At 59.4% G+C, this 21,415-nt stretch carries 18 protein-coding genes; 10 read left to right on the forward strand and 8 right to left on the reverse strand.

Annotated features, from left to right (window positions below; all coding sequences use genetic code 11):
- Positions 1 to 142 precede the first annotated feature (142 nt).
- Together seqA and pgm are read left to right on the forward strand one after the other, a co-directional pair.
- The gene (seqA, locus tag NR795_RS01955) at positions 143 to 688 is read left to right on the forward strand and encodes a replication initiation negative regulator SeqA (protein WP_144813575.1); all 546 of its coding nucleotides are present in this window, start codon (positions 143 to 145) and stop codon (positions 686 to 688) included.
- Between the two features lie 24 nt (positions 689 to 712).
- Entirely contained in the window at positions 713 to 2,353 is a 1,641-nt protein-coding gene (pgm, locus tag NR795_RS01960; protein ID WP_257756909.1) for a phosphoglucomutase (alpha-D-glucose-1,6-bisphosphate-dependent), read from the forward strand.
- 57 nt (positions 2,354 to 2,410) lie between these two features.
- Here pgm and speF read toward each other — a convergent pair whose 3' ends face one another.
- From speF to kdpF, 7 genes are all read right to left on the reverse strand, one after another.
- Positions 2,411 to 4,570, reverse strand: a complete 2,160-nt coding sequence (gene speF / locus NR795_RS01965; protein WP_257756911.1) for an ornithine decarboxylase SpeF — start codon at positions 4,568 to 4,570, stop codon at positions 2,411 to 2,413.
- Positions 4,571 to 4,825: 255 nt separating this feature from the next.
- Positions 4,826 to 5,503: a two-component system response regulator KdpE gene (gene kdpE, locus NR795_RS01970; protein ID WP_144813565.1), complete on the reverse strand. Its 678-nt coding sequence runs from the start codon at positions 5,501 to 5,503 to the stop codon at positions 4,826 to 4,828.
- Positions 5,500 to 8,187 (reverse strand): two-component system sensor histidine kinase KdpD, encoded by a 2,688-nt coding sequence (gene kdpD / locus NR795_RS01975; protein ID WP_257756914.1) that lies wholly within the window; start codon positions 8,185 to 8,187, stop codon positions 5,500 to 5,502. Before kdpD ends, kdpE begins: the two co-directional genes overlap by 4 nt.
- Positions 8,184 to 8,765 carry a potassium-transporting ATPase subunit KdpC gene (gene kdpC, locus NR795_RS01980; RefSeq protein ID WP_257756916.1) on the reverse strand — a complete coding sequence of 194 codons (582 nt, stop codon included), beginning with the start codon at positions 8,763 to 8,765 and terminating at the stop codon, positions 8,184 to 8,186. Before kdpC ends, kdpD begins: the two co-directional genes overlap by 4 nt.
- Before the next feature lie 12 nt (positions 8,766 to 8,777).
- Positions 8,778 to 10,826 (reverse strand): potassium-transporting ATPase subunit KdpB, encoded by a 2,049-nt coding sequence (gene kdpB, locus NR795_RS01985; protein ID WP_144813557.1) that lies wholly within the window; start codon positions 10,824 to 10,826, stop codon positions 8,778 to 8,780.
- Positions 10,827 to 10,843: 17 nt separating this feature from the next.
- The gene (gene kdpA / locus NR795_RS01990; RefSeq protein WP_257756918.1) at positions 10,844 to 12,523 is read right to left on the reverse strand and encodes a potassium-transporting ATPase subunit KdpA; all 1,680 of its coding nucleotides are present in this window, start codon (positions 12,521 to 12,523) and stop codon (positions 10,844 to 10,846) included.
- Positions 12,523 to 12,612 (reverse strand): K(+)-transporting ATPase subunit F, encoded by a 90-nt coding sequence (gene kdpF, locus NR795_RS01995; protein WP_042392117.1) that lies wholly within the window; start codon positions 12,610 to 12,612, stop codon positions 12,523 to 12,525. Before kdpF ends, kdpA begins: the two co-directional genes overlap by 1 nt.
- 334 nt (positions 12,613 to 12,946) lie before the next feature.
- On the opposite strand from kdpF, the gene NR795_RS02000 reads away from it, so the two are divergent.
- The 8 genes from NR795_RS02000 to nei all read left to right on the forward strand — a co-directional run bounded on the left by NR795_RS02000 (position 12,947) and on the right by nei (position 19,605).
- Positions 12,947 to 13,153: a YbfA family protein gene (locus NR795_RS02000; protein WP_257756921.1), complete on the forward strand. Its 207-nt coding sequence runs from the start codon at positions 12,947 to 12,949 to the stop codon at positions 13,151 to 13,153.
- 177 nt (positions 13,154 to 13,330) lie between these two features.
- On the forward strand, positions 13,331 to 14,287 hold the full coding sequence (locus NR795_RS02005) for a DUF523 and DUF1722 domain-containing protein (protein ID WP_144813545.1): 957 nt from the start codon (positions 13,331 to 13,333) through the stop codon (positions 14,285 to 14,287).
- A gap of 12 nt (positions 14,288 to 14,299) precedes the next feature.
- Entirely contained in the window at positions 14,300 to 15,718 is a 1,419-nt protein-coding gene (gene phrB / locus NR795_RS02010; protein WP_257756924.1) for a deoxyribodipyrimidine photo-lyase, read from the forward strand.
- Between the two features lie 9 nt (positions 15,719 to 15,727).
- Positions 15,728 to 16,471, forward strand: a complete 744-nt coding sequence (locus tag NR795_RS02015) for a type 2 GTP cyclohydrolase I (protein ID WP_144813538.1) — start codon at positions 15,728 to 15,730, stop codon at positions 16,469 to 16,471.
- 15 nt (positions 16,472 to 16,486) lie between these two features.
- Positions 16,487 to 17,143 (forward strand): 5-oxoprolinase subunit PxpB, encoded by a 657-nt coding sequence (pxpB, locus tag NR795_RS02020; protein ID WP_222889907.1) that lies wholly within the window; start codon positions 16,487 to 16,489, stop codon positions 17,141 to 17,143.
- Complete coding sequence (gene pxpC, locus NR795_RS02025; RefSeq protein WP_144813531.1) at positions 17,137 to 18,069, forward strand: 5-oxoprolinase subunit PxpC; 933 nt, start codon at positions 17,137 to 17,139, stop codon at positions 18,067 to 18,069. The genes pxpB and pxpC overlap by 7 nt, the downstream gene beginning before the upstream one ends.
- The gene (gene pxpA / locus NR795_RS02030) at positions 18,056 to 18,796 is read left to right on the forward strand and encodes a 5-oxoprolinase subunit PxpA (RefSeq protein WP_222889908.1); all 741 of its coding nucleotides are present in this window, start codon (positions 18,056 to 18,058) and stop codon (positions 18,794 to 18,796) included. Before pxpC ends, pxpA begins: the two co-directional genes overlap by 14 nt.
- 17 nt (positions 18,797 to 18,813) lie before the next feature.
- The gene (nei, locus tag NR795_RS02035) at positions 18,814 to 19,605 is read left to right on the forward strand and encodes an endonuclease VIII (protein WP_144813526.1); all 792 of its coding nucleotides are present in this window, start codon (positions 18,814 to 18,816) and stop codon (positions 19,603 to 19,605) included.
- A gap of 44 nt (positions 19,606 to 19,649) precedes the next feature.
- Here the strand turns inward: nei and NR795_RS02040 are convergent, their stop codons facing one another.
- Positions 19,650 to 20,936: a citrate synthase gene (locus NR795_RS02040; protein ID WP_144813523.1), complete on the reverse strand. Its 1,287-nt coding sequence runs from the start codon at positions 20,934 to 20,936 to the stop codon at positions 19,650 to 19,652.
- Between the last annotated feature and the right edge of the window lie 479 nt (positions 20,937 to 21,415).

Genomic DNA, 21,415 nt, shown 5'->3' on the forward strand with positions numbered 1-21,415 from the left:
GTTAGGGTATTATGTTGACCATTCTACCGCCTGGCTGCAAGGGGTCGACGCGAACCGACTTTTGCCTGACGTTAACCGTTGTTGAGATTTCGCCTATAATCCCAACAGCTTGTATTCAGATAAGATACTCCACTGGATTAAAATGAAAACGATCGAAGTTGATGATGAGCTTTACAGCTATATTGCTAGCCACACCAAACACATCGGCGAGAGCGCATCCGAGATTTTACGCCGGATGCTGAAGTTTACCGCCAACGGCAGCAGGCCAGCGGCCACCGCCCCGAAAGAGGCCGTCATTGTCAACGCCCCAGCCGAGGTGAAGCCGGCTAATCCTGTGAAAGACAAAGTCCGTGCCATGCGCGAGCTGCTGCTGTCTGATGAATATGCAGAACAGAGAAAAGCGGTTAACCGCTTCATGCTGGTGCTGTCTACACTCTATTCATTGGATGAGAAAGCGTTTGCCGAGGCGACGGAGTCCCTGCACGGCCGTACCCGTGTTTACTTTGCCGGCGATCAGCAGACGCTGCTGCAAAACGGGGCGCAGACCAAACCTAAGCACCTGGCAAATACGCCATACTGGGTGATCACGAATACGAATACGGACCGCAAACGCAGCATGGTGGAGCATATCATGCAGTCGATGCAGTTCCCGGTGGAGCTGATTGATAAGGTTTGCGGCACAATCTAACCCTTGCATAAGAAGGATCAGGCAATGGCAAATCATGAACGCGCAGGACAGCCTGCACAACAGGGCGATCTGATTAACGTCGCTCAGCTTACCGCGCAGTACTACGTGCTGAAGCCGGAAGTGGGCAATAGCGAACATGCGGTAAAATTTGGCACCTCCGGCCACCGCGGCAGTTCGGTACGCCATAGCTTCAACGAACCGCACATTTTGGCTATTGCGCAGGCGATTGCTGAAGAGCGCGCTAAAAACGGCATCACCGGGCCGTGCTATGTCGGTAAGGATACTCACGCGCTCTCCGAGCCGGCGTTTATCTCCGTGCTGGAAGTGCTGGCTGCCAACGGCGTCGATATCATCGTGCAGGAGAACAACGGCTATACGCCAACGCCTGCGGTATCGAATGCTATCCTCGAGCACAACAAGCAGGGTGGCGCGCAGGCTGACGGCATCGTCATTACCCCTTCGCACAACCCGCCGGAAGATGGCGGCATCAAATATAATCCACCTAACGGGGGGCCAGCCGACACCAATGTGACCAAGGTCGTCGAAGATCGTGCCAACGCTCTGCTGGCAGCGGGTCTCGAAGGGGTTAAGCGCATGACGCTTGACGAAGCCATGGCCTCTGGCCGCGTGACCGAGAAAGATCTGGTTCAGCCGTTTATCGAAGGGTTGGCCGAGATCGTCGACATGGCCGCAATCCAGAAAGCCGGGCTGAAGCTGGGCGTCGATCCGCTGGGCGGCTCCGGTATCGAGTACTGGAAACGCATTGCCGAATTCTACAAGCTGGATCTGACCATCGTTAACGATCAGGTCGATCAGACCTTCCGCTTTATGCACCTCGACAAAGATGGCGCGATCCGTATGGACTGCTCCTCCGAGTGTGCGATGGCTGGCCTGCTGGCGCTGCGCGACAAGTTCGATCTGGCCTTTGCTAACGATCCAGACTATGACCGTCACGGCATCGTTACCCCGGCAGGGCTGATGAACCCGAACCACTACCTGGCAGTGGCGATCAACTACCTGTTCCAGCATCGTCCGCAGTGGGGCAAAGAGGTAGCGGTAGGTAAAACGCTAGTCTCCTCCGCGATGATTGACCGCGTGGTGAACGATTTGGGCCGCAAGCTGGTAGAAGTGCCGGTTGGCTTCAAGTGGTTTGTTGACGGGCTGCACGACGGCAGCTTTGGTTTCGGCGGCGAAGAGAGCGCCGGGGCCTCCTTCCTGCGCTTTGACGGCACGCCGTGGTCCACCGATAAAGACGGTATCATCATGTGCCTGCTGGCTGCGGAAATCACCGCCGTCACCGGTAAAAACCCGCAGCAGCACTACGATGAGCTGGCCGAGCGCTTTGGCGCGCCGAGCTATAATCGTTTGCAGGCCGGGGCGACCTCTGCCCAGAAAGCGGCGCTGTCGAAGCTGTCGCCAGAGATGGTCAGCGCCAGCCAGCTGGCAGGGGATCCGATTACGGCACGTCTGACGGCAGCACCGGGTAACGGCGCCTCTATCGGCGGGCTGAAGGTGATGACCGACAACGGCTGGTTTGCCGCACGTCCGTCCGGTACGGAAGATGCCTACAAGATTTACTGCGAAAGCTTCCTCGGTGAAGAGCACCGGAAGCTGATCGAGAAAGAAGCGGTAGAGATTGTTAGCGAAGTGCTGAAAAACGCCTGATGCTGTTAAGCGCCCGGCGGCATCGCGCTGCCGGGCGTTACTCTTTGCGGATAATGTTTACTGCTTGATCACGTTACACCACACCGCCTTACGCCCCTCATGCTCCTGAATGTAGACCCCCTGTAGCTCCGGCGCGAAGCCTGGCAGCAGATTGATCCCCTCCTCAAGCGCGGTAAAGTAGCGCAAGACGGAACCTCCCCACACCTCACCCGGCACGACGCACAGTACGCCCGGCGGGTAGGGAAGCGCACCCTCGGCGGCAATCCGTCCTTCGGCCTCGCTCAGCAGCACCAGCTCGCTCTCGCCGCGAATAAAGGCGTAGTTGGCCTCTTGAGGCGACATGCGCACCGATGGTAAGCAGGCTTTACGGAACATCTCTTTCTGCAGCTGCTTAACGTTATTGCGCGCATAGAGGTCGTGCATCTCCTGGCAGAGCTGACGCAGGGTATAACCGGCGTAGCGCTCCGGGTGCTGATGATAGATCGACGGCAGCACCTCTTGCAGCGGCGCATCGCTGGCCAGCAGCGTCTCAAACTGCGCCAGCCGGGCCACCAGCTGCTGCAGCTTGCCCATATCTTCCGCAGGCGTAAGCAGGAAGAGGATGGAGTTAAGATCGCACTTCTCCGGCACCACGCCATTTTCACGCAGATAGTTGGCGAGAATGGTCGCCGGAACGCCAAACTCCTCATATTCGCCGGTCGCCGCATCGATTCCCGGCGTGGTCAGCAGCAGCTTGCAGGGATCGATAAAGTACTGGTGCGGGGCATAGCCCTCAAAGGCGTGCCAGTTCTCGCCGGGTACGAAGTGGAAGAAGCGCAGATCGCGAGCGATCTCGGCGGTTTTGTAAGAGTCCCACGGACGATTGTCTACGGTCGTTGGCACGAAAGGACGGATAAATCGGCACTGATCGAGGATCATCTTACGGGCCTCGATGCCTTGCTCAACGCAGCGCATCCACATCCTTTTCCCGCTCTCACCCTCGTGCATGCGGGCGTTAACATCCAGCGCGGCAAAGAGTGGATAGAAGGGGCTGGTGGAGGCGTGCATCATAAAAGCGTTGTTCAAACGCTTGTGCGGAACGTAGCGCGGCTGCCCCTTGATGTGGCTATCTTTTTTGTGGATCTGTGAAGTCTGGGAGAAACCCGCCTGCTGCTTGTGCACCGACTGGGTAACCAGAATGCCGGGATCGTTCTCATTGAGATCCAGCAGCAGCGGTGAGCAGTCGGCCATCATCGGGATAAACTGCTCATAGCCCACCCATGCCGAGTCAAACAGGATGTAATCGCAGAGGTGGCCAATGGTGTCCACAACCTGACGGGCGTTGTAAATGGTGCCGTCGTAGGTGCCAAGCTGGATCACCGCCAGACGGAACGGGCGCTGCCGCTGGTTATGTTCAGGGGAGACCTCTGCCACCAGTTCGCGCAGATAGGGCTCTTCAAAGCAGTGAGCGTCGATGCCACCGATAAAGCCGTAGGGATTACGCGCCGTCTCCAGATAAACCGGCGTGGCTCCCGCCTGCAGCAGCGCGCCGTGGTGGTTAGACTTGTGGTTGTTGCGATCGAACAGCACTAGATCGCCCGGTGCCAGCAGGGCATTAAGCACCACCTTGTTAGCTGACGAGGTGCCGTTGAGAACGAAGTAGGTCTTATCGGCGTTGAACACTTTGGCCGCATGCTGCTGGGCCAGGCAGGGGGCTCCCTCGTGGATCAGCAGATCGCCCATCGCCACGTCAGCATTGCAGAGATCGGCCCGGAACAGCGCTTCGCCAAAGAAATCCACAAACTGGCTGCCGGTAGGATGGCGGCGGAAAAATTGTCCGCCCTGGTGGCCCGGACAGTCAAAGGCGCTGTTGCCCTGCTTGACGTAGTCAATGAGGGCGCTGAAAAAGGGCGGACGCAGCCCACGCTCATATTTCAGCGCGGCGGTTTCAAGCTGACGGCTATAATATTCACGGTTGGCGTTACCGTATTGAAAGACACCGTAGATGTCGGGCAGGTAGGTTGCGGGAACACATTCTGCCTCGTGGGTCATTACGAAAATGGGAATGTTAAACCCGGTCTCTTCGATTTTCTCCACCATCCCTTTATGGATATCATTAATAGAGAGCACGGCGGCGGCAACATCAATAAAGTTACTGCCGTGCAGATCGATAATATCACGGCGGGTAGAAATAAAGTCGTGGCAGGCCCGGCTGGCCGCTATTTTCAAGCGTTGCATAGTACGTCCTTATTTTAGGTAAAAGCCATCCCTCAACTCTTATAAGGAGTTGATTTTACAGGGTGGGATATAGCGTGAAGCTAACTGATGTCGGGGGCCATTCTATCGGCGGAATTAATTTTCACCGTGAGATTGATCAATAAAAATAGCGCTGACAGGGAATGTTTTAATTTAATTTGGCGTTATTATGCCGTTATTTAAAAGGCTGGAATTAACCTGTGGAATTAAATATAAGCGTAAAAAGAAAATAACTATTTACAGCATAAAGCGGTAACCAATTCCGGTTTCGGTAATAAAGTGACGCGGGCGGGCCGGATCGTTTTCCAGCTTTTGCCGCAGGTGGCCCATATAGATACGTAAATAGTGGCTGTGTTCGACCGCATTTGGGCCCCACACCTCGCGCAGCAGCTGTCGCTGGGTGAGCACCTTACCGTGGTGGCCTATCAGCACCGCCAGCAGACGGAACTCGATTGGCGTCAGGTGGATCTCCTCCTCGCCGCGCTGAATGCGCCTGGCGGCCAGGTCAACGCGCACATCAGAGAAGGTTATCAGCGGATCGCTCTGGCTGGCGCTGCCGTGGCGGCGAAGCGCGACCCGCAGGCGCGCCTGTAGCTCTCCAATGCCAAACGGCTTGCTGAGATAGTCATCCGCGCCCGCATCGAGGGCGGCGATTTTATCCTGCTCCTCGGTGCGGGCCGAGAGCACGATGATCGGCGTCTGGCTCCACTGGCGCAGATCGCGAATAAAATCGAGGCCGTCACCGTCGGGCAGGCCAAGATCGAGGATAATCGCATCGGGTTTACGCGTTGCCGCTTCCAGCAGGCCGCGCTGTAGGGTCTGCGCCTCGTGTACCCGCAGGCCATCGGCCTCCAGCGCGGCGCGCACAAAGCGAACGATAGCCTGCTCATCCTCTACGATTAAAATGTTGATCACGCTTCTCCGGTTAACTCGTCAAGCCCTGGCGGCGCTGATTGCGGGAGTGTAACACGAAAGCATGCTCCCCCCTCGGGTCGGTTGACGACGGCGATCGTGCCGCCGTGAACCTCTACAATCGCTTCGCAGATAGCCAGCCCCAGCCCCACGCCTGGAATAGCCGACTCTTTGTTACCCCGGGCAAATTTAGCAAAAATGGCCTGCTCTTGCCCCGCCGGGATCCCCGGCCCGCTGTCCCACACCTCCAGCCGAAGCTGGGTCTCCTCTCGCCAGGCGTTAATGCCGATGGTCGCCGCAGGCCCGGCGTACTTCATGGCATTCTCCAGCAGGTTGACCAACACGCGCTCAAACAGCGGGCCGTCGACCCGCACCAGCATCAGCGGATCGGGCAGGGCCAGCTGGACCGGACGCCCGCCGCTGATCGTATCCAACGCCTGCAGGGCGCTACCGACGATCTCCTCCAGCGTCAGCCACTCCAGCTTCAGGCTGAAACCGCCGGACTGGATGCGCGCCATATCAAGCAGGTTATTCACCAGCCGGGTCATGCTCAGCACCTGCTGGCGGATCTCGCTGGCCTGCGGAGCATGTTTTGAGCCGTCGCTGGCCAGATCGAGGGTCAAAATTTCCGCCTGACCAAACAGCACGGTGAGCGGAGTACGCAGATCGTGAGAGAGCGCCGCCAGCAGCGAGTGGCGAATGCTCTCCCGCTCGCTGGTGAGCCTGGCGTGCTGTTCACTGGTGGTTAATGCCAGCCGCTCCAGCGCGCTGGTCACCAGCAGGGCGAAGGTCTCCAGCAGCCGCTGCTGCTCGGGGATCATCAGCTGACGCAGGCTGGCTGGCTCGACGATGGCCACTCCCCGGGTTTTATCCCCGTTTTTCAGGGGCAGTATAAGATAGGGCACGCCGGGCAGGGTATCGGTGCCGGCTCCGGCGGGCAGGCCTTTGCTCAGGCTCCACTGGGCGATGGCCTCATCCCACGGGGTTAGGCTTTGCACAGGCGTTACCGCCCGCAGCTTACCGCTCTCGTCCGGGAGCAGGATCTGACTGCGGGCATGAAAGGTCGACTGGATAAATCTCTCGCCGGTGAGGGCGATATCCTGCTCGCTACGGCCCACCGCCAGCGCTTTCGACATCTCATACAGGTGACGGGTCCGCTGCTCGCGGTAGCGGGCGATGCGGGCCTGATAGCGGACCCCGGCGGTCAGGTTGCCGATCACCAGCCCCACCGTCAGCATCACGCCAAAGGTCAGCAGATACTGGACGTCGGAGACCGCCAGCGTGCCGCGCGGAGCGATAAAAAAGAGATCGAAGCTGATGACATTAATGACGGTCGCCAGCACCGACGGCCAGCGACCGTAGAGCAGAGCCACGATCACGACCCCGAGCAGGTAGAGCATCACCAGGTTGGCGGCGTCGAAAGCGATCAGCCACTGACTGGCAATGAAGGTGATCAGGGCGCAGAGCGCAATCGCCACCAGACCACCGGTGATCTGTACCCGCCACTTCTCCATCAGCGGACGGGCATCGACGGCGCGCGCAGAGTAAGAAGAGGCGCTCTCTTCAACGGCAACGACGAGCAGATCGAGGTCGGGCGCGTGGCGAGCAAGGCGCTCGGCGAAAGAGGGGGGGTGCCACCAGCGGCGCTGGCCCTGGCGGCCAATAACGATTTTGCCCAGGTTATGCTCCCGAGCGTAGCGCAGCACGGCCCGCTCCTCCGCCGGATCGGCAAGGGTGGCAGTCTCGGCCCCCAGCGACTGCGCCAGCCGCAGGGCGCTTAAAATGGCTCGCCGCTGCTGGGCGGGCAGCTTGTGCAGGGTAGGTGTCTCAACGTAGACCGCATGCCAGACGCTGCCCAGCTTCGCCGCCAGCCGCGCGGCGGTACGCACCAGCTTCTCATTACCCCGGCCGTGACCGATACAGAGCAGAATGGCGTCGCGGGTATGCCAGACCTTCTCCAGGCCCTCGTTGTCGCGCCAGGCGCGCATCTGGGAGTCAACGCGGTCGGCGGTGCGCCGGAGAGCCAGCTCGCGCAGGGCGATCAGGTTGCCCTTGCGGAAAAAGTGCTCGATAGCGCGCTCGGCCTGGCCGCCCATATAGACCTTGCCCTCGTGCAGGCGCTGACGAAGATCGTCCGGGGGCAGGTCAACCAGCACCACGTCGTCGGCGGCGTCAAAAAAGGGATCCGGCACGGTCTCCCGCACCTGGATCCCGGTCACGCCGCTCACCACATCGTTCAGGCTCTCCAGATGCTGCACGTTAAGGGTGGTAAAGACGTCGATGCCCGCCTCAAGCAGCTCATCGACATCCTGCCAGCGCTTCGGGTGGCGGGAGCCGGGGGCGTTGGTGTGGGCCAGCTCATCCATCAGGATCAGCGCCGGACGCCGGGCCAGCGCCCCGTCGAGGTCGAACTCTGCCAGACGCCGCCCCCGATGGTTAGTGACGTTGAGCGGTAGGATCGCCAGGTTTTCCAGCATCGCCGCTGTCTCCTGACGGCCGTGGGTCTCAACCACGCCCGCCACGATATCCAGCCCCTGCGCCCGCAGCCGTTGCGCTTCGGCGAGCATAGCGAAGGTTTTGCCCACCCCCGCGCAGGCCCCGAAAAAGATCTTCAGCCTGCCGCGATGCGTGCTGCTGGCCTGCTCCAGCAGGCGATCGGGATCGGGACGCAACGGCTCGTCTGTCATTTAGGTGTGTCCTTATACGCATCAAGGGCGAGATTTAGCTCCACAATATTCACTCCCGGCTCGCCGGTAAAGCTCAGCAGCGGTTTGTGGGTGTGTTTGGCGACCAACTCAGCAACCTGCGCAGCGGACAGGTTACGCGCCGCCGCCACACGCGGGATCTGCCAGGCCACCGCCGCTGGCGACAGACTGTAATCCAGCCCGCTGGCAGAGGCGGTGACCAGTTCCACCGGCACGCGCGGGTTAGCCTGCGGGTTGGCGGCGCGTAACGCCGCGATGCGGGCAGCGATCGCCTCATCAAGCGCCGGATTACTGCCGGCCAGGTTGCTGCCCCCCGACGCCTGCGGATTGTAAGGGGCGTCGGCGGTAGCGGAAGGGCGGCCGGAGAAGTAGCCCGGCGCGCTAAACGCCTGGCCAATCAGGCGCGACCCACGGATCTGGTTATCTTCCAGGATCAGCGAGCCGTTGGCCTGCGCCGGAAACAGACCCTGGCCGAGCAGGGTAGTCACCAGCGGATAGAGCCCGCCGGTGATCAGCGTTAACAGCAAAAACAGAAAAAGAGCTGGACGAAATATAGTCATGTTACGATCCTCTTACACCAGGCCGAAAAGCGTTAACAGCAGATCGATCGCTTTGATGCCGATAAAGGGCACGATCAGCCCGCCCAGGCCGTAGATCCACAGATTACGGCGCAGCATCGCCTGAGCCGAGAGCGGCGTATAGCTCACCCCTTTCAAGGCCAGCGGGATCAGGACGATAATGATCAGCGCATTAAAAATCACCGCGCTGAGGATCGCCGAGCTGGGAGAGTGGAGGTGCATAATATTCAGGGCGTTAAGCGGCGGGTAGGTCACCGCAAACGCAGCAGGAATAATGGCAAAGTACTTCGCCACGTCGTTGGCGATGCTAAAGGTGGTCAGCGAGCCACGGGTCATCAACATCTGTTTGCCAATATGGACCACCTCGATCAGCTTAGTGGGGTTGGAGTCGAGATCCACCATGTTGCCCGCCTCCTTGGCTGCCTGGGTACCGGAGTTCATCGCCACCGCCACGTCGGCCTGGGCCAGTGCTGGGGCATCGTTGGTGCCGTCCCCGGTCATCGCCACCAGCCGACCCTCGGCCTGGTACTGGCGAATCAGTGCCAGCTTGGCTTCTGGCGTCGCCTCGGCCAGAAAGTCATCCACCCCCGCCTCGGCGGCAATGGCGGCGGCGGTCAGGCGGTTATCGCCGGTGATCATCACCGTTTTGATGCCCATCTTGCGCAACTGGGCAAAGCGCGCCTTGATCCCGCCTTTAACTACGTCCTTCAGGGGGATCACCCCCAGCACCCGGTTGCCCTCGGCGACCACCAGCGGCGTCGCCCCCCGGCTCGCCACCTGTTCCACCAGGGCGTCAACCTCGGCAGGAAACTCGCCGCCGTTGGCAGCAATGTGACGGCGCAGAGCATCGACCGAGCCCTTGCGGATCTGCCGATCCTGAATGTTGATGCCGCTCATCCGCGTCTGGGCGGTGAAGGGGACAAAGGTGGCGTTCAGGCTCTGGACGTCGCGCTCGCGCAGATTAAACCGCTGCTTCGCCAGCACCACGATGCTGCGCCCCTCTGGGGTCTCATCCGCCAGCGACGCCAGCTGTGCCGCATCGGCCAGGGTTTGCTCGTCCACGCCCTTAGCCGGTAAAAATTCAGCGGCCTGGCGGTTGCCAAGAGTGATGGTGCCGGTTTTATCCAGCAGCAGTACGTCGATATCCCCCGCTGCCTCTACCGCCCGGCCGCTGGTGGCGATGACGTTCGCCCCGAGCATCCGGCTCATCCCGGCGACGCCGATGGCAGAGAGCAGACCCCCGATTGTCGTCGGGATCAGACACACCAGCAGGGCTACCAGCACGGTGACGCTCACCGCTGTTCCACCCCAGGCAGAGAAGGGCCAGAGGGTCGCGGTGGCCAGCAGGAAGACAATCGTCAGAGCCACCAGCAGAATGGTCAGCGCGATCTCGTTCGGCGTTTTCCGTCGCTGCGCGCCTTCCACCATGGCAATCATCCTGTCGAGGAAAGTCTCGCCGGGGTTGACGCTGCAGCGGATCACCAGCCAGTCAGAAAGGATGCGCGTGCCGCCGGTGACCGAGGCAAAATCACCCCCGGATTCACGGATAACCGGGGCGGATTCGCCGGTAATGGCGCTCTCATCTACCGACGCGCCTCCCTCAATGGCCTCGCCGTCGCAGGGGATGATATCGCCTGCTTCGACCAGCACCACGTCGCCCCGGCGCAGGTCGGCGGCGGGGATACGATCGGTTGGTGCACCATACTGCGGTGCGCGCAGTTTGCGGGCGAAAGCAGTTTTGTTGACGCCTTTCAGGCTGCTGGCCTGGGCTTTGCTGCGCCCCTCGGCCAGCGCTTCGGCGACGTTGGCAAACAGCACGGTAAACCACAGCCAGAGGCTAATCGCGCCGGTAAAGGCCGCGCTACCGCTGAGATAGCCTGCGGCCATGGCAATCGCCAGCAGGGTAGTGAGCAGGCTGCCGATCCAGACGATAAACATCACCGGGTTACGCCACTGCACCCGTGGGCTGAGTTTTACAAAAGAGGCTAATAGTGCCTCGCGAACCAGCGCGGGTTCGAACAGGGCAAGTTGCTTACGACTCATAAAGGCTCCCGCAAGGCTTAGCGTAAGGAAAGGTGTTCCGCGATTGGACCTAAGGCCAGCGCGGGGATAAAGGTCAGCGCGCCAACGAGCAGCACGGTGCCGATCAGCAGACCAACAAACAGCGCGCCGTGGGTGGGCAGCGTACCGGGGCTGACGGGCTGGCTCTTTTTCATCACCAGCGATCCGGCGATGGCCATGACCGGGACAATCACGCCGAAGCGACCGACAAACATGCAGAACGCCAGCAGACAGTTCCAGAACGGGGTGTTGGCGCTGAGGCCGGCAAAGGCGCTGCCGTTGTTGTTGGCTGCGGACGAAACGGCGTACAGCACCTCACTAAAGCCATGGGCTCCAGGGTTAAGCATGCCCGCGCGTCCGGCGTCGGTCATCATTGCCAGCGCCGTGCCGAGCAGCACCAGCGCAGGGGTAACGAGGATCGCCAGCGCGGTCATCTTCATCTCCCGTACGTCGATCTTTTTCCCCAGATACTCTGGCGTGCGGCCGATCATTAGCCCGGCGATAAACACCGCCAGCAGCACAAAGAGCAGCATGCCGTAGAGGCCCGATCCGACCCCGCCGAAGACCACTTCGCCAATCTGCATCAGCCACAGCGGCACCATGCCGCCCAGCGCGGTAAAGGAGTCATGCATCGCATTGACCGCCCCGCAGGAGGCCGCCGTTGTCACTACCGCAAAGAGGCTGCTGGCGAGGATGCCAAAGCGGCTCTCTTTCCCCTCCATATTGGCGGTGCCGTCCGCCCCCAGCGTCAGCAGATGCGGATTGCCGTTTAGCTCGGCCCACATCACCAGCCCGGCACAGATGACAAAAATAATCGACATCGCCCAGAGAATAGCGTGGCCCTGGCGACGATCGCCTACCGCATCGCCGAAGGCGAAGCAGAGCGCCGTAGGAATAAGGAATATGGCCAGCATCTGCAGAAAGTTGGTTAGCGCCGTCGGGTTCTCAAACGGATGTGCGGAGTTGGCGTTAAAGAAGCCCCCACCGTTGGTCCCCAGCATCTTGATCGCCTCCTGGGAGGCGACCGGCCCCATCGGCAGCAGACCCTTGACGCCCTCCAGCGAGGTGTAAGGCTGATACGCGTTGAGGTTTTGCAGCGCCCCCTGTTGGATAAAAATCAGCGCCAGCAGCAGGGCGAGGGGCAGCAGTACCCACAGGGTGATACGGGTGATATCTACCCAGGCGTTACCCAATGTATTAACGCTTTTGCGGGAAAAGGCGCGGATCAGGGCGAAGATCACCGCCATTCCGCTGGCAGCAGAGAGAAAGTTCTGCACCGTCAGGCCGGCCATCTGGCTAAAGTAGCTCAGGGTGCTCTCGCCGCTGTAGGATTGCCAGTTAGTGTTCGCCACAAAGCTCACGGCGGTATTCAGGGCCAGGTGCCACGACAGTCCAGGCAACTGCTGCGGGTTAAACGGCAGCTGCGCCTGAAAGGTCAGGATCAAAAACAGAACCAGCACGCCGAGCAGGTTGATGGCGAGGATCGCCAGTAAATAGTGACGCCACGTCATCTCCTTCGGCTGGATGCCGGTGATGCGCCAGATGCCACGCTCAATCGCTGCGGTGCCTGGCAGAGATCTGTCAGCAATCAGCCTCGCCAGCAGCGTCCCCAGCGGACGCGCCAGCAGAAACAGCACCAGTAAAAAGCTGGCTATCAGTAAAAACGCCTGTGCCGCCATCAGAAGGCCTCCGCGTTAATCAGGGCATAAACCAGATAGCCCAATAACAGGAAAACCAGTACCACACCGGTTATCACGCCTGCACTCACACTCCACCTCCGTGGTGTTCTTAGGATGTGCAGTGAAGGTAGGATTTTCGGCGCAAAGATTTTGCAAAAATTGGCGAGGCGGGTGTAAAAAAAGTATAAAAATCACAAAGGCACAATTTAACTAATGTTTAGTATTAATTTAACTATTTTGTAACTTTACTACGCGACAAAGGTAAATATTTCGGCAACGGTGAAAAAATAGTGGTCGGATGAGTAGTAAAATTACAGACAAAGCGGTACTATTTTAACCAGTGAAGTAAATTGATTATTTCGGTAAACATTACCGACACGCCAGCCTCGTGAAGGACGACGGGGTAAAAAGGGGGAAAAACGTATGTCTCTATATCAAGATTATCCAGTGCATGTGATCCTTGCCCGTCGCGTTTTTGCCGTGGTGGTAGGTGTAGCGGCGCTGCCGTTTATGCTGTTCTGGAAAGATCGCGCCCGTTTCTACAGCTATCTGCACCGCGTCTGGGCGAAAACCAGCGATAAGCCGGTATGGATGGATCAGGCCGAAAAAGTGGCCTGCGATTTCTACTAAAAGGGCGAAGCCCACACAGCAGCTAAGCCAACCGCCTCTCGGGGCGGTTTTTTTATGCGTGGAATGTGAAAAACCTTAGACGCTGTAGGCCTGATAAGCGTAGCGCTATCAGGCGTTTCGCGCGTTTCCAGAAACGACAACGATGCTACACTTACGGAGAGTCTATAAGGAGCCGCTATGAGTGAAAAAATCCCTGTTGGCATCAGTGCCTGTCTGTTAGGGGAAACCGTGCGTTTTGACGGCGGGCACAAGCGACTGGCCTTTGCCGTTGAGGAGCTGTCGCCGTTAGTTCGTTTTGAGCCGGTCTGCCCGGAAATGGCCATTGGCCTGCCGGTTCCCCGTCCGGCACTGCGGCTGGTTAAAACGCCTGAAGGCGATTCGGCGCTGCGCTTTAGCGATGGGCGCGAGGGCGATCTGACGAAGTCAATGCAGAGCTATGCGCAGAAGCGCATCAGCCAGTTTGAACATCTTTGCGGCTATATCGTCTGCGCTAAATCACCCAGCTGCGGCATGGAGCGGGTGCGCGTCTACGATGCCGACGGCAAAAACAACCGCAAGGCCGGGCGCGGGATCTATACCGAAATATTAATGCAAACTTATCCCTGGCTGCCCGTGGAAGAGGATGGTCGCCTGCACGATCCGCTGATCCGCGAAAACTTTGTCGAGCGTATCTACGCCCTGCACGAACTTAACGGCGTACGCGAGCGTGGGCTGACGCGCGGGGAGCTGATTGCCTACCACAGCCGCTACAAGCTACTGCTGCTGGCTCACTCCCAGCCAAAGTATCGCGAACTGGGGCGCTTTGTAGCAGCGATTCACGAGTGGGAATCACTCGACGAATGGTTTGTTGAGTATCGCCAGCGGCTGATGGATCTGCTCTCTCACCAGGCCACCCGACGCAACCATACCAACGTGCTGATGCATGTTCAGGGCTACTTCCGCAAGCAGCTAAACGCTCGCCAGCGCGAGGAGCTGTCGTCGCTTATTGAGCGTTATCGGCAGGGTACGCAGCCGCTGCTTGCCCCGGTGACGTTGCTCAAGCACTACATGGCCGAATTCCCCGATGCATATCTTGCCGGGCAGCGCTACTTTGACCCGTGGCCAGAGACTCTGCGCCTTCGTTACGGACACTAATTCAGGAGCTGTATGACCACCCATCTGGTCTGGTTTCGCGCGGATCTTCGCGTGAAGGATAACCTTGCCCTCGCCGCCGCCTGCCGGGATCGCCACGCCAGGGTGCTGGCACTCTTTATTTCGACCCCCAGGCAGTGGGAAAAGCATGACATGGCGGCGCGGCAGGCGGCGTTTATGCAGGCCCATCTTCACAGCCTCCAGCATGGGCTGGCGGAAAAAGGGATCCCGCTGCTGTTCGTTGAGGTGGATGATTTTCACGCCAGCGTGGCGGCGGTAAAAAAGGTCTGTGAAGAGCACGGCGTTTCCCACCTTTTCTACAACTATCAGTATGAGATTAACGAACGTCAGCGCGATGCCGCCGTTGAGCGGGCGCTCCCGGAGGTCACCTGCCAGGGGCTGGATGATAGCGTCATGCTTGCTCCCGGCAGCGTGATGACCGGCGACCGGCAGATGTATAAAGTATTCACCCCCTATAAAAACGCCTTTCTGCGCCGACTCAGGGAGGATCTGCCCGAGTGCGTGCCTGCGCCCGCCGTGCGCGAGGGTGGGGCGCTAAGCGAGCCCCTGAAGCCGCTGACTATCAACTACCCACAGCAGGACTTTGATCCCAGCCTCTTTCCAGCAACCGAACAGGCGGCCGTTGAGCGACTGCGCGAGTTTTGCCGCAATGAGGTAGGAGCGTATGAGGCCCGGCGTGATTTCCCCGCGCTTGATGCCACCAGCCGGCTCTCAGCCTGTCTGGCGCTGGGCGTCATCTCTCCGCGCCAGTGCCTGCACCGGCTGCTGGCGGAGCAGCCCGATGCCCTGAACGGCGGTGCGGGCGCTGTCTGGCTGAATGAGCTTATCTGGCGCGATTTCTATCGCCATCTGATGACCTGGTATCCCGATCTCTGCAAACACCGGCCCTTTATCCCCTGGACCGAACGCGTGCAGTGGCAACGTGACCAGGCGCATCTTCAGGCCTGGCAGACGGGGCGCACCGGCTATCCCATTGTCGATGCGGCGATGCGACAGATGAATAACACCGGCTGGATGCATAATCGTCTGCGAATGATTACCGCCAGCTTCCTGGTAAAAGACTTACTGATCGACTGGCGCATCGGAGAGCGCTATTTTATCTCTCAGCTTATCGATGGCGATCTGGCTGCCAACAACGGCGGCTGGCAATGGGCGGCGTCAACGGGTACCGATGCCGCACCCTATTTTCGCATCTTTAACCCCACCACCCAGGGCGAAAAATTTGATAAGCACGGCGAGTTTATCCGCCAGTGGCTGCCTGAGCTGGCAGAGGTGCCTGCGGCATCGCTGCATGAACCCTGGGGATGGGCGGATAAGCAGGGCGTGACGCTGGACTATCCCCGCCCGGTGGTCGATCATAAACAGGCTCGCACGGCCACCCTGGCCGCGTATGAAGCCGCAAGAAAATCGTAGAGAGAGATGATGAATAACAGCGAACTGGAACGCCTGATTAACGACAAGCTTAACAGCGCGACCTTCAGTGACTATGCGCCCAACGGCCTGCAGGTCGAGGGCCGTGATGAAGTACAAAAAATTATTACCGGCGTGACCGCCAGCCAGGCGCTGATCGATGAGGCCGTGCGCCAGCAGGCCGATGCCATCATCGTCCACCATGGCTACTTCTGGAAAGGCGAATCTCCGGTAATCCGCGGCATGAAGCGCAATCGCCTCAAGACCCTGCTCGCCAACGATATCAACCTCTATGGCTGGCACCTGCCGCTGGACGCTCACCCGGAGCTCGGGAATAACGTTCAGCTGGCGGCGCTGCTGGGCATTACCGTGAAGGGCGAAATTGAGCCGCTGGTTCCCTGGGGCGAGCTGGCGATGCCGGTTCCAGGCCTGGAGCTGGCGTCGTGGATTGAAGCCCGGCTTGGCCGTCGACCGCTGTGGAGCGGTGATACCGGCCCGGCGGAAGTCCGGCGCGTGGCATGGTGTACCGGCGGCGGGCAGGGCTTTATCGACAGCGCCGCGCGTTTCGGCGTCGATGCCTTTATCACCGGTGAGGTCTCCGAACAGACCATTCACAGCGCCCGGGAGCAGGGGCTGCACTTCTACGCGGCGGGGCATCACGCGACCGAGCGCGGTGGCATCCGCGCCCTCAGCGAGTGGCTGACCGAAAATACAGATTTAGACGTCACATTTATCGATATTCCCAATCCAGCATGATGCAAGGGGGACTTAGTGCAGCGAGCACGTTGTTATCTATTAGGTGAGACCGCCGTGGTACTGGAGCTTGAGCCTCCGGTGACCCTGGCTAGCCAGAAGCGTATCTGGCGACTGGCTCAGCGGGTGGTTGAACTGCCCAATGTTGTCGATGTGATCCCCGGTATGAACAACGTGACCGTTGTGCTGGCGGATCCGCAGGAGAGAGCGCTGGACGCCATTGAGCGACTCCAGCGCTGGTGGGAGGAGAGCGAGGCGCTTGAGCCTGAGTCGCGCTTTATTGAGATCCCAGTGGTTTACGGTGGCGCGGCGGGGCCGGATCTGGCTGTAGTGGCAGAGCACAGTAATCTCAGCGAAAAGCAGGTGGTTGAGCTGCATGCCTCCGTTGACTATGTGGTCTGGTTCCTTGGCTTCCAGCCCGGCTTCCCCTATCTGGGCGGGCTGCCGGAAAGACTGCATACCCCGCGCCGGGCGGAGCCACGTCTCTCAGTACCTGCCGGATCGGTAGGCATCGGCGGCGAGCAGACCGGGATCTACCCGCTGGCGACGCCAGGAGGGTGGCAGCTTATCGGCCATACGTCGCTGGCGCTGTTCAACCCTGATAACAACGATCCTGTGCTTTTGCGCCCCGGCGACCGGGTGCGCTTTGTCCCGCAGAAGGAGGGCGTATGCTGACGGTAATTCGTGCCGGGATGTACACCTCGGTACAGGGTGGCAAACGCAAGGGGCTGCGCCAGTCCGGCATCAGCTACTGCGGCGCGCTGGATGCACCCGCGCTGGAAATTGCCAATGCGCTGGTAGGCAATGCGCCTGACGATGCGGCGCTGGAGATGGCGCTCGGCCAGTGCGAATTTGAGTTTGCCCATGACGGCTGGTTTGCCCTTACCGGAGCAGGCTGCGACGCGACGCTGGACGGCCAGGCCGTGTGGACCGGCTGGCGGCATCAGGCCCGCGCCGGACAGCGGCTGGTGCTTAAGCGTCCCCGGCACGGGATGCGCAGCTACCTGGCGGTAGCCGGCGGTTTTGACGTGCCCGAGGTGATGGGCTCCTACAGCACCGACCTGAAGGTCGGTATCGGCGGCTTTGCTGGACGGCTGTTGCAGGATGGCGATCGGCTGCCGATCCGCGCCTGCGAGCGCCATTTCTCTGGCCCGCAGGGGGTCAAGCAGCTCCTGTGGGGCAACCGCATTCGTGCCCTGCCGGGGCCAGAGTACCAGTCATTCGATACTGCCTCGCAGGAGGCCCTGTGGCGGCTGCCGTGGCAGCTTAGCCCGCAGAGTAACCGCATGGGCTACCGGCTTCAGGGGCCGCAGCTCAAGCGCCGTGAAGCGCGGGAGCTGCTCTCTCACGGGCTGGTTCCCGGGGTGATTCAGGTGCCGCATAACGGCCAGCCTATCGTGCTGATGAATGACGCCCAGACCACCGGCGGCTACCCGCGCATCGCCTGCATTATCGAGGCGGATATGTATCACCTGGGACAGATCCGTCTTGGCGATCCTATCCACCTTGTCCCTTGCACTCTGGAAGATGCGCTCCGGGCCCGCCGCGAGCAGCGGCTGTTCCTCGACCAGCTAGCGCGGGGGCTACGTGCTCAAGATTGATCTTAACGCCGATCTCGGGGAGGGAAGCGCCAGCGACAGCGCCCTGTTACAGCTTGTCTCTTCGGCCAACATCGCCTGTGGTTTTCACGCGGGCGATGCGCAAACCATGCTGGCCTGCGTGCGCGAGGCGCTAAAAAACGGCGTGGCGGTGGGGGCGCATCCCAGCTTTCCCGATCGGCAGAACTTTGGCCGTACGGCGATGGATCTGCCGCCCGAGACCGTCTATGCGCAAACGCTCTATCAGGTCGGCGCGCTGGCGGCTATCGTTCACGCTGAAGGCGGCAGGATGCGGCACGTTAAGCCGCACGGCATGCTCTACAACCAGGCGGCGAAGGATCCGGCTCTCGCCGAGGCGATTGCCCGAGCGGTGCACGCCTGCGATCCCGCTTTGATTCTGGTTGGGCTGGCGGGCAGCGAGCTGATCCGCGCCGGGGAGCGCGCTGGTTTGCCCACCCGGGAAGAGGTCTTTGCCGACCGGGGGTATATGAGCGACGGCTCGCTGGTGCCGCGCTCGCAGCCAGGGGCGCTGATCGGCGACGAAGCGCAGGCCCTGACGCAAACCTTAGAGATGGTGCAGGCCGGACGGGTAAAGAGCATTCAGGGCCAGTGGACTCGCGTTAACGCTCAGACGGTATGCCTGCATGGCGACGGCGAACATGCCTTGCTGTTTGCTCAACGCCTGCGCGAGGCCTTTGCCGCCAGCAATATTGCTGTCACCGCCAGTTAATTGAGTAAGGAGAAGCTATGCCGGAAGGCCCCGAGATCCGCCGGGCGGCGGACAGTCTTGAGAAAGCCATTCAGGGCAAGCCGCTCACCGAAGCCTGGTTTGCCTATGAACATCTGAAGCCCTGGGAGGCAGAGCTTGCCGGGCAGCACGTCGATCGTATCGAAACGCGCGGTAAAGCGCTGCTGACGCACTTCTCCGGCGGCATGACCCTCTACAGCCATAACCAGCTCTATGGCGTCTGGCGAGTCGTAAAGGCGGGTGAGGAGCCGCAGACCAATCGGATCCTGCGGGTCAAGCTGGCTGCCGCCGATAAGGCTATTTTGCTCTACAGCGCCTCGGATATCGAGATGCTCACCCCTGAGCAGCTGGCCGCCCACCCATTTTTACTGCGCGTGGGGCCGGACGTGCTCGATCCCGATCTGGATGCGGCGACGGTCAGAGAGCGGCTTATCTCGCCGCGTTTTCGCCGTCGTCAGTTTTCGGGGCTGCTGCTGGATCAGGCATTTTTAGCCGGGCTGGGTAACTATCTGCGGGTCGAGATTCTCTGGGCGACCGAGCTTGCTCCCACCCATCGCGCCGCCGATCTCAGTGAGACACAGCTGGATGCGCTGGCCGCCGCGCTGCTGGACGTACCGCGTCTCTCTTACCGCACGCGCGGCAAGGTCAATGAGAAGCGTCACCATGGGGCACTTTTTCGTTTTAACGTATTTCATCGGGCGGGAAAGGCGTGCAGTCGCTGCGGGGGAACGATCGAGAAGACGACCCTGTCGTCGCGGCCGTTTTATTGGTGTCCGGGATGCCAAAAATAAAAGGCCCGGCAGCGTAGCGCCGCCGGGCAGAGCAGAAGAGCAGATTAGCGGTTCTGCAGATCGGATTTGAAATCGCGCTGTTCGTAGCCGGTATAGAGCTGACGCGGACGGGCGATTTTGATGCCGTCGTCGTGCATTTCGTTCCAGTGGGCGATCCAGCCAACGGTACGCGCCATCGCGAAGATAACGGTAAACATGGATGACGGAATACCCATCGCTTTCAGGATGATGCCGGAGTAGAAGTCCACGTTCGGGTAGAGTTTCTTCTCAATGAAGTACGGATCGTTGAGCGCAATGTGCTCAAGCTCCATCGCCACCTGCAGCAGATCGTCTTTGGTGCCCAGCTCTTTCAGCACTTCATGACAGGTTTCACGCATCACGGTGGCGCGCGGGTCATAGTTTTTATAAACACGATGACCGAAGCCCATCAGGCGGAAAGAGTCGTTTTTATCTTTGGCACGACGTACGAATTCCGGAATGTGCTCAACGGTGCTGATCTCTTCCAGCATCTTCAGCGCCGCTTCGTTCGCGCCGCCGTGTGCCGGTCCCCACAGGGAGGCGATACCGGCCGCGATACAGGCAAACGGGTTAGCACCCGAGGAGCCCGCGGTACGTACCGTAGAGGTCGAGGCGTTCTGCTCGTGATCGGCGTGCAGGATCAGGATGCGGTCCATGGCGCGTTCCAGCACCGGATTGACCTCATACTTCTCACACGGCGTAGAGAACATCATGTTCAGGAAGTTGCCCGCGTAGGAGAGATCGTTGCGCGGATAAACAAAAGGCTGTCCGATGGAATACTTGTAACACATTGCCGCTACGGTTGGCATCTTGGACAGCAGACGGAAGGCGGCGATCTCACGGTGGCGCGGATTATTGACATCCAGCGAGTCGTGATAGAAGGCCGCCAGCGCGCCGGTCACGCCGCACAGCACCGCCATCGGGTGAGAGTCGCGACGGAAGCCGTGGAACAGACGGGTGATCTGCTCGTGGATCATAGTGTGACGCGTGACGGTGGTTTTGAACTCGTCAAACTCGGCCTGAGTTGGCTTCTCACCCTTCAGCAGGATGTAGCACACTTCCAGGTAGTTTGATTCGGTTGCCAGCTGGTCAATGGGGAAACCGCGATGGAGCAGAATGCCTTCGTCACCGTCGATAAAGGTGATTTTAGATTCGCAGGATGCGGTAGAGGTGAAACCCGGGTCAAAAGTAAAAACTCCTTTCGAGCCGAGCGTGCGGACATCAATGACGTCCTGACCGAGCGTGCCCTGTAGCACATCCAGTTCAATAGCATCGCCACCATTGTAGGTTAGGGTAGCTTTCTTATCAGCCATTTACGGTCTCCTTAGCGCCTTATGCTTAAGACTGTTGGGAAGAAGCCGAATTTGCATTCATACAGAAAATCAATGTTACCACTTTGTTATTTGGCGCGTGTCTCTGTTGAGCGGAGTAAGCAGGGTACAGAGCGATGAGCGCTAGCAGGCAAACATTAAAATACCGTGAAAAATCAGCAAATCAGCCTTTTTAACAGTCCGAATTTGTCAAACCTATCTATCACTAATAACTGTCCTGATAACGGCGGTCAATCCTTCTCACTGTTACATAACTAATTCTCAGGTGAAAGAGAGACCCCATAACTTTTACGAATTATATGACTTTTCCGCTGACGTTTGTAACAATAATGTTTAAGTTTTGTCAAATCTCATGGTTAAAAATTAAAAATATGTTGGTATCGTGATGGAGCTCACTGTTCAGCATAAAACCCGACAAAGTGTATGTAGGTTAATTGTAATGATTTTGTGAACATCCTATA

Source organism: Pseudescherichia sp. L3, from assembly GCF_024656065.1.
Classification (GTDB): Bacteria; Pseudomonadota; Gammaproteobacteria; order Enterobacterales; family Enterobacteriaceae; genus Pseudescherichia.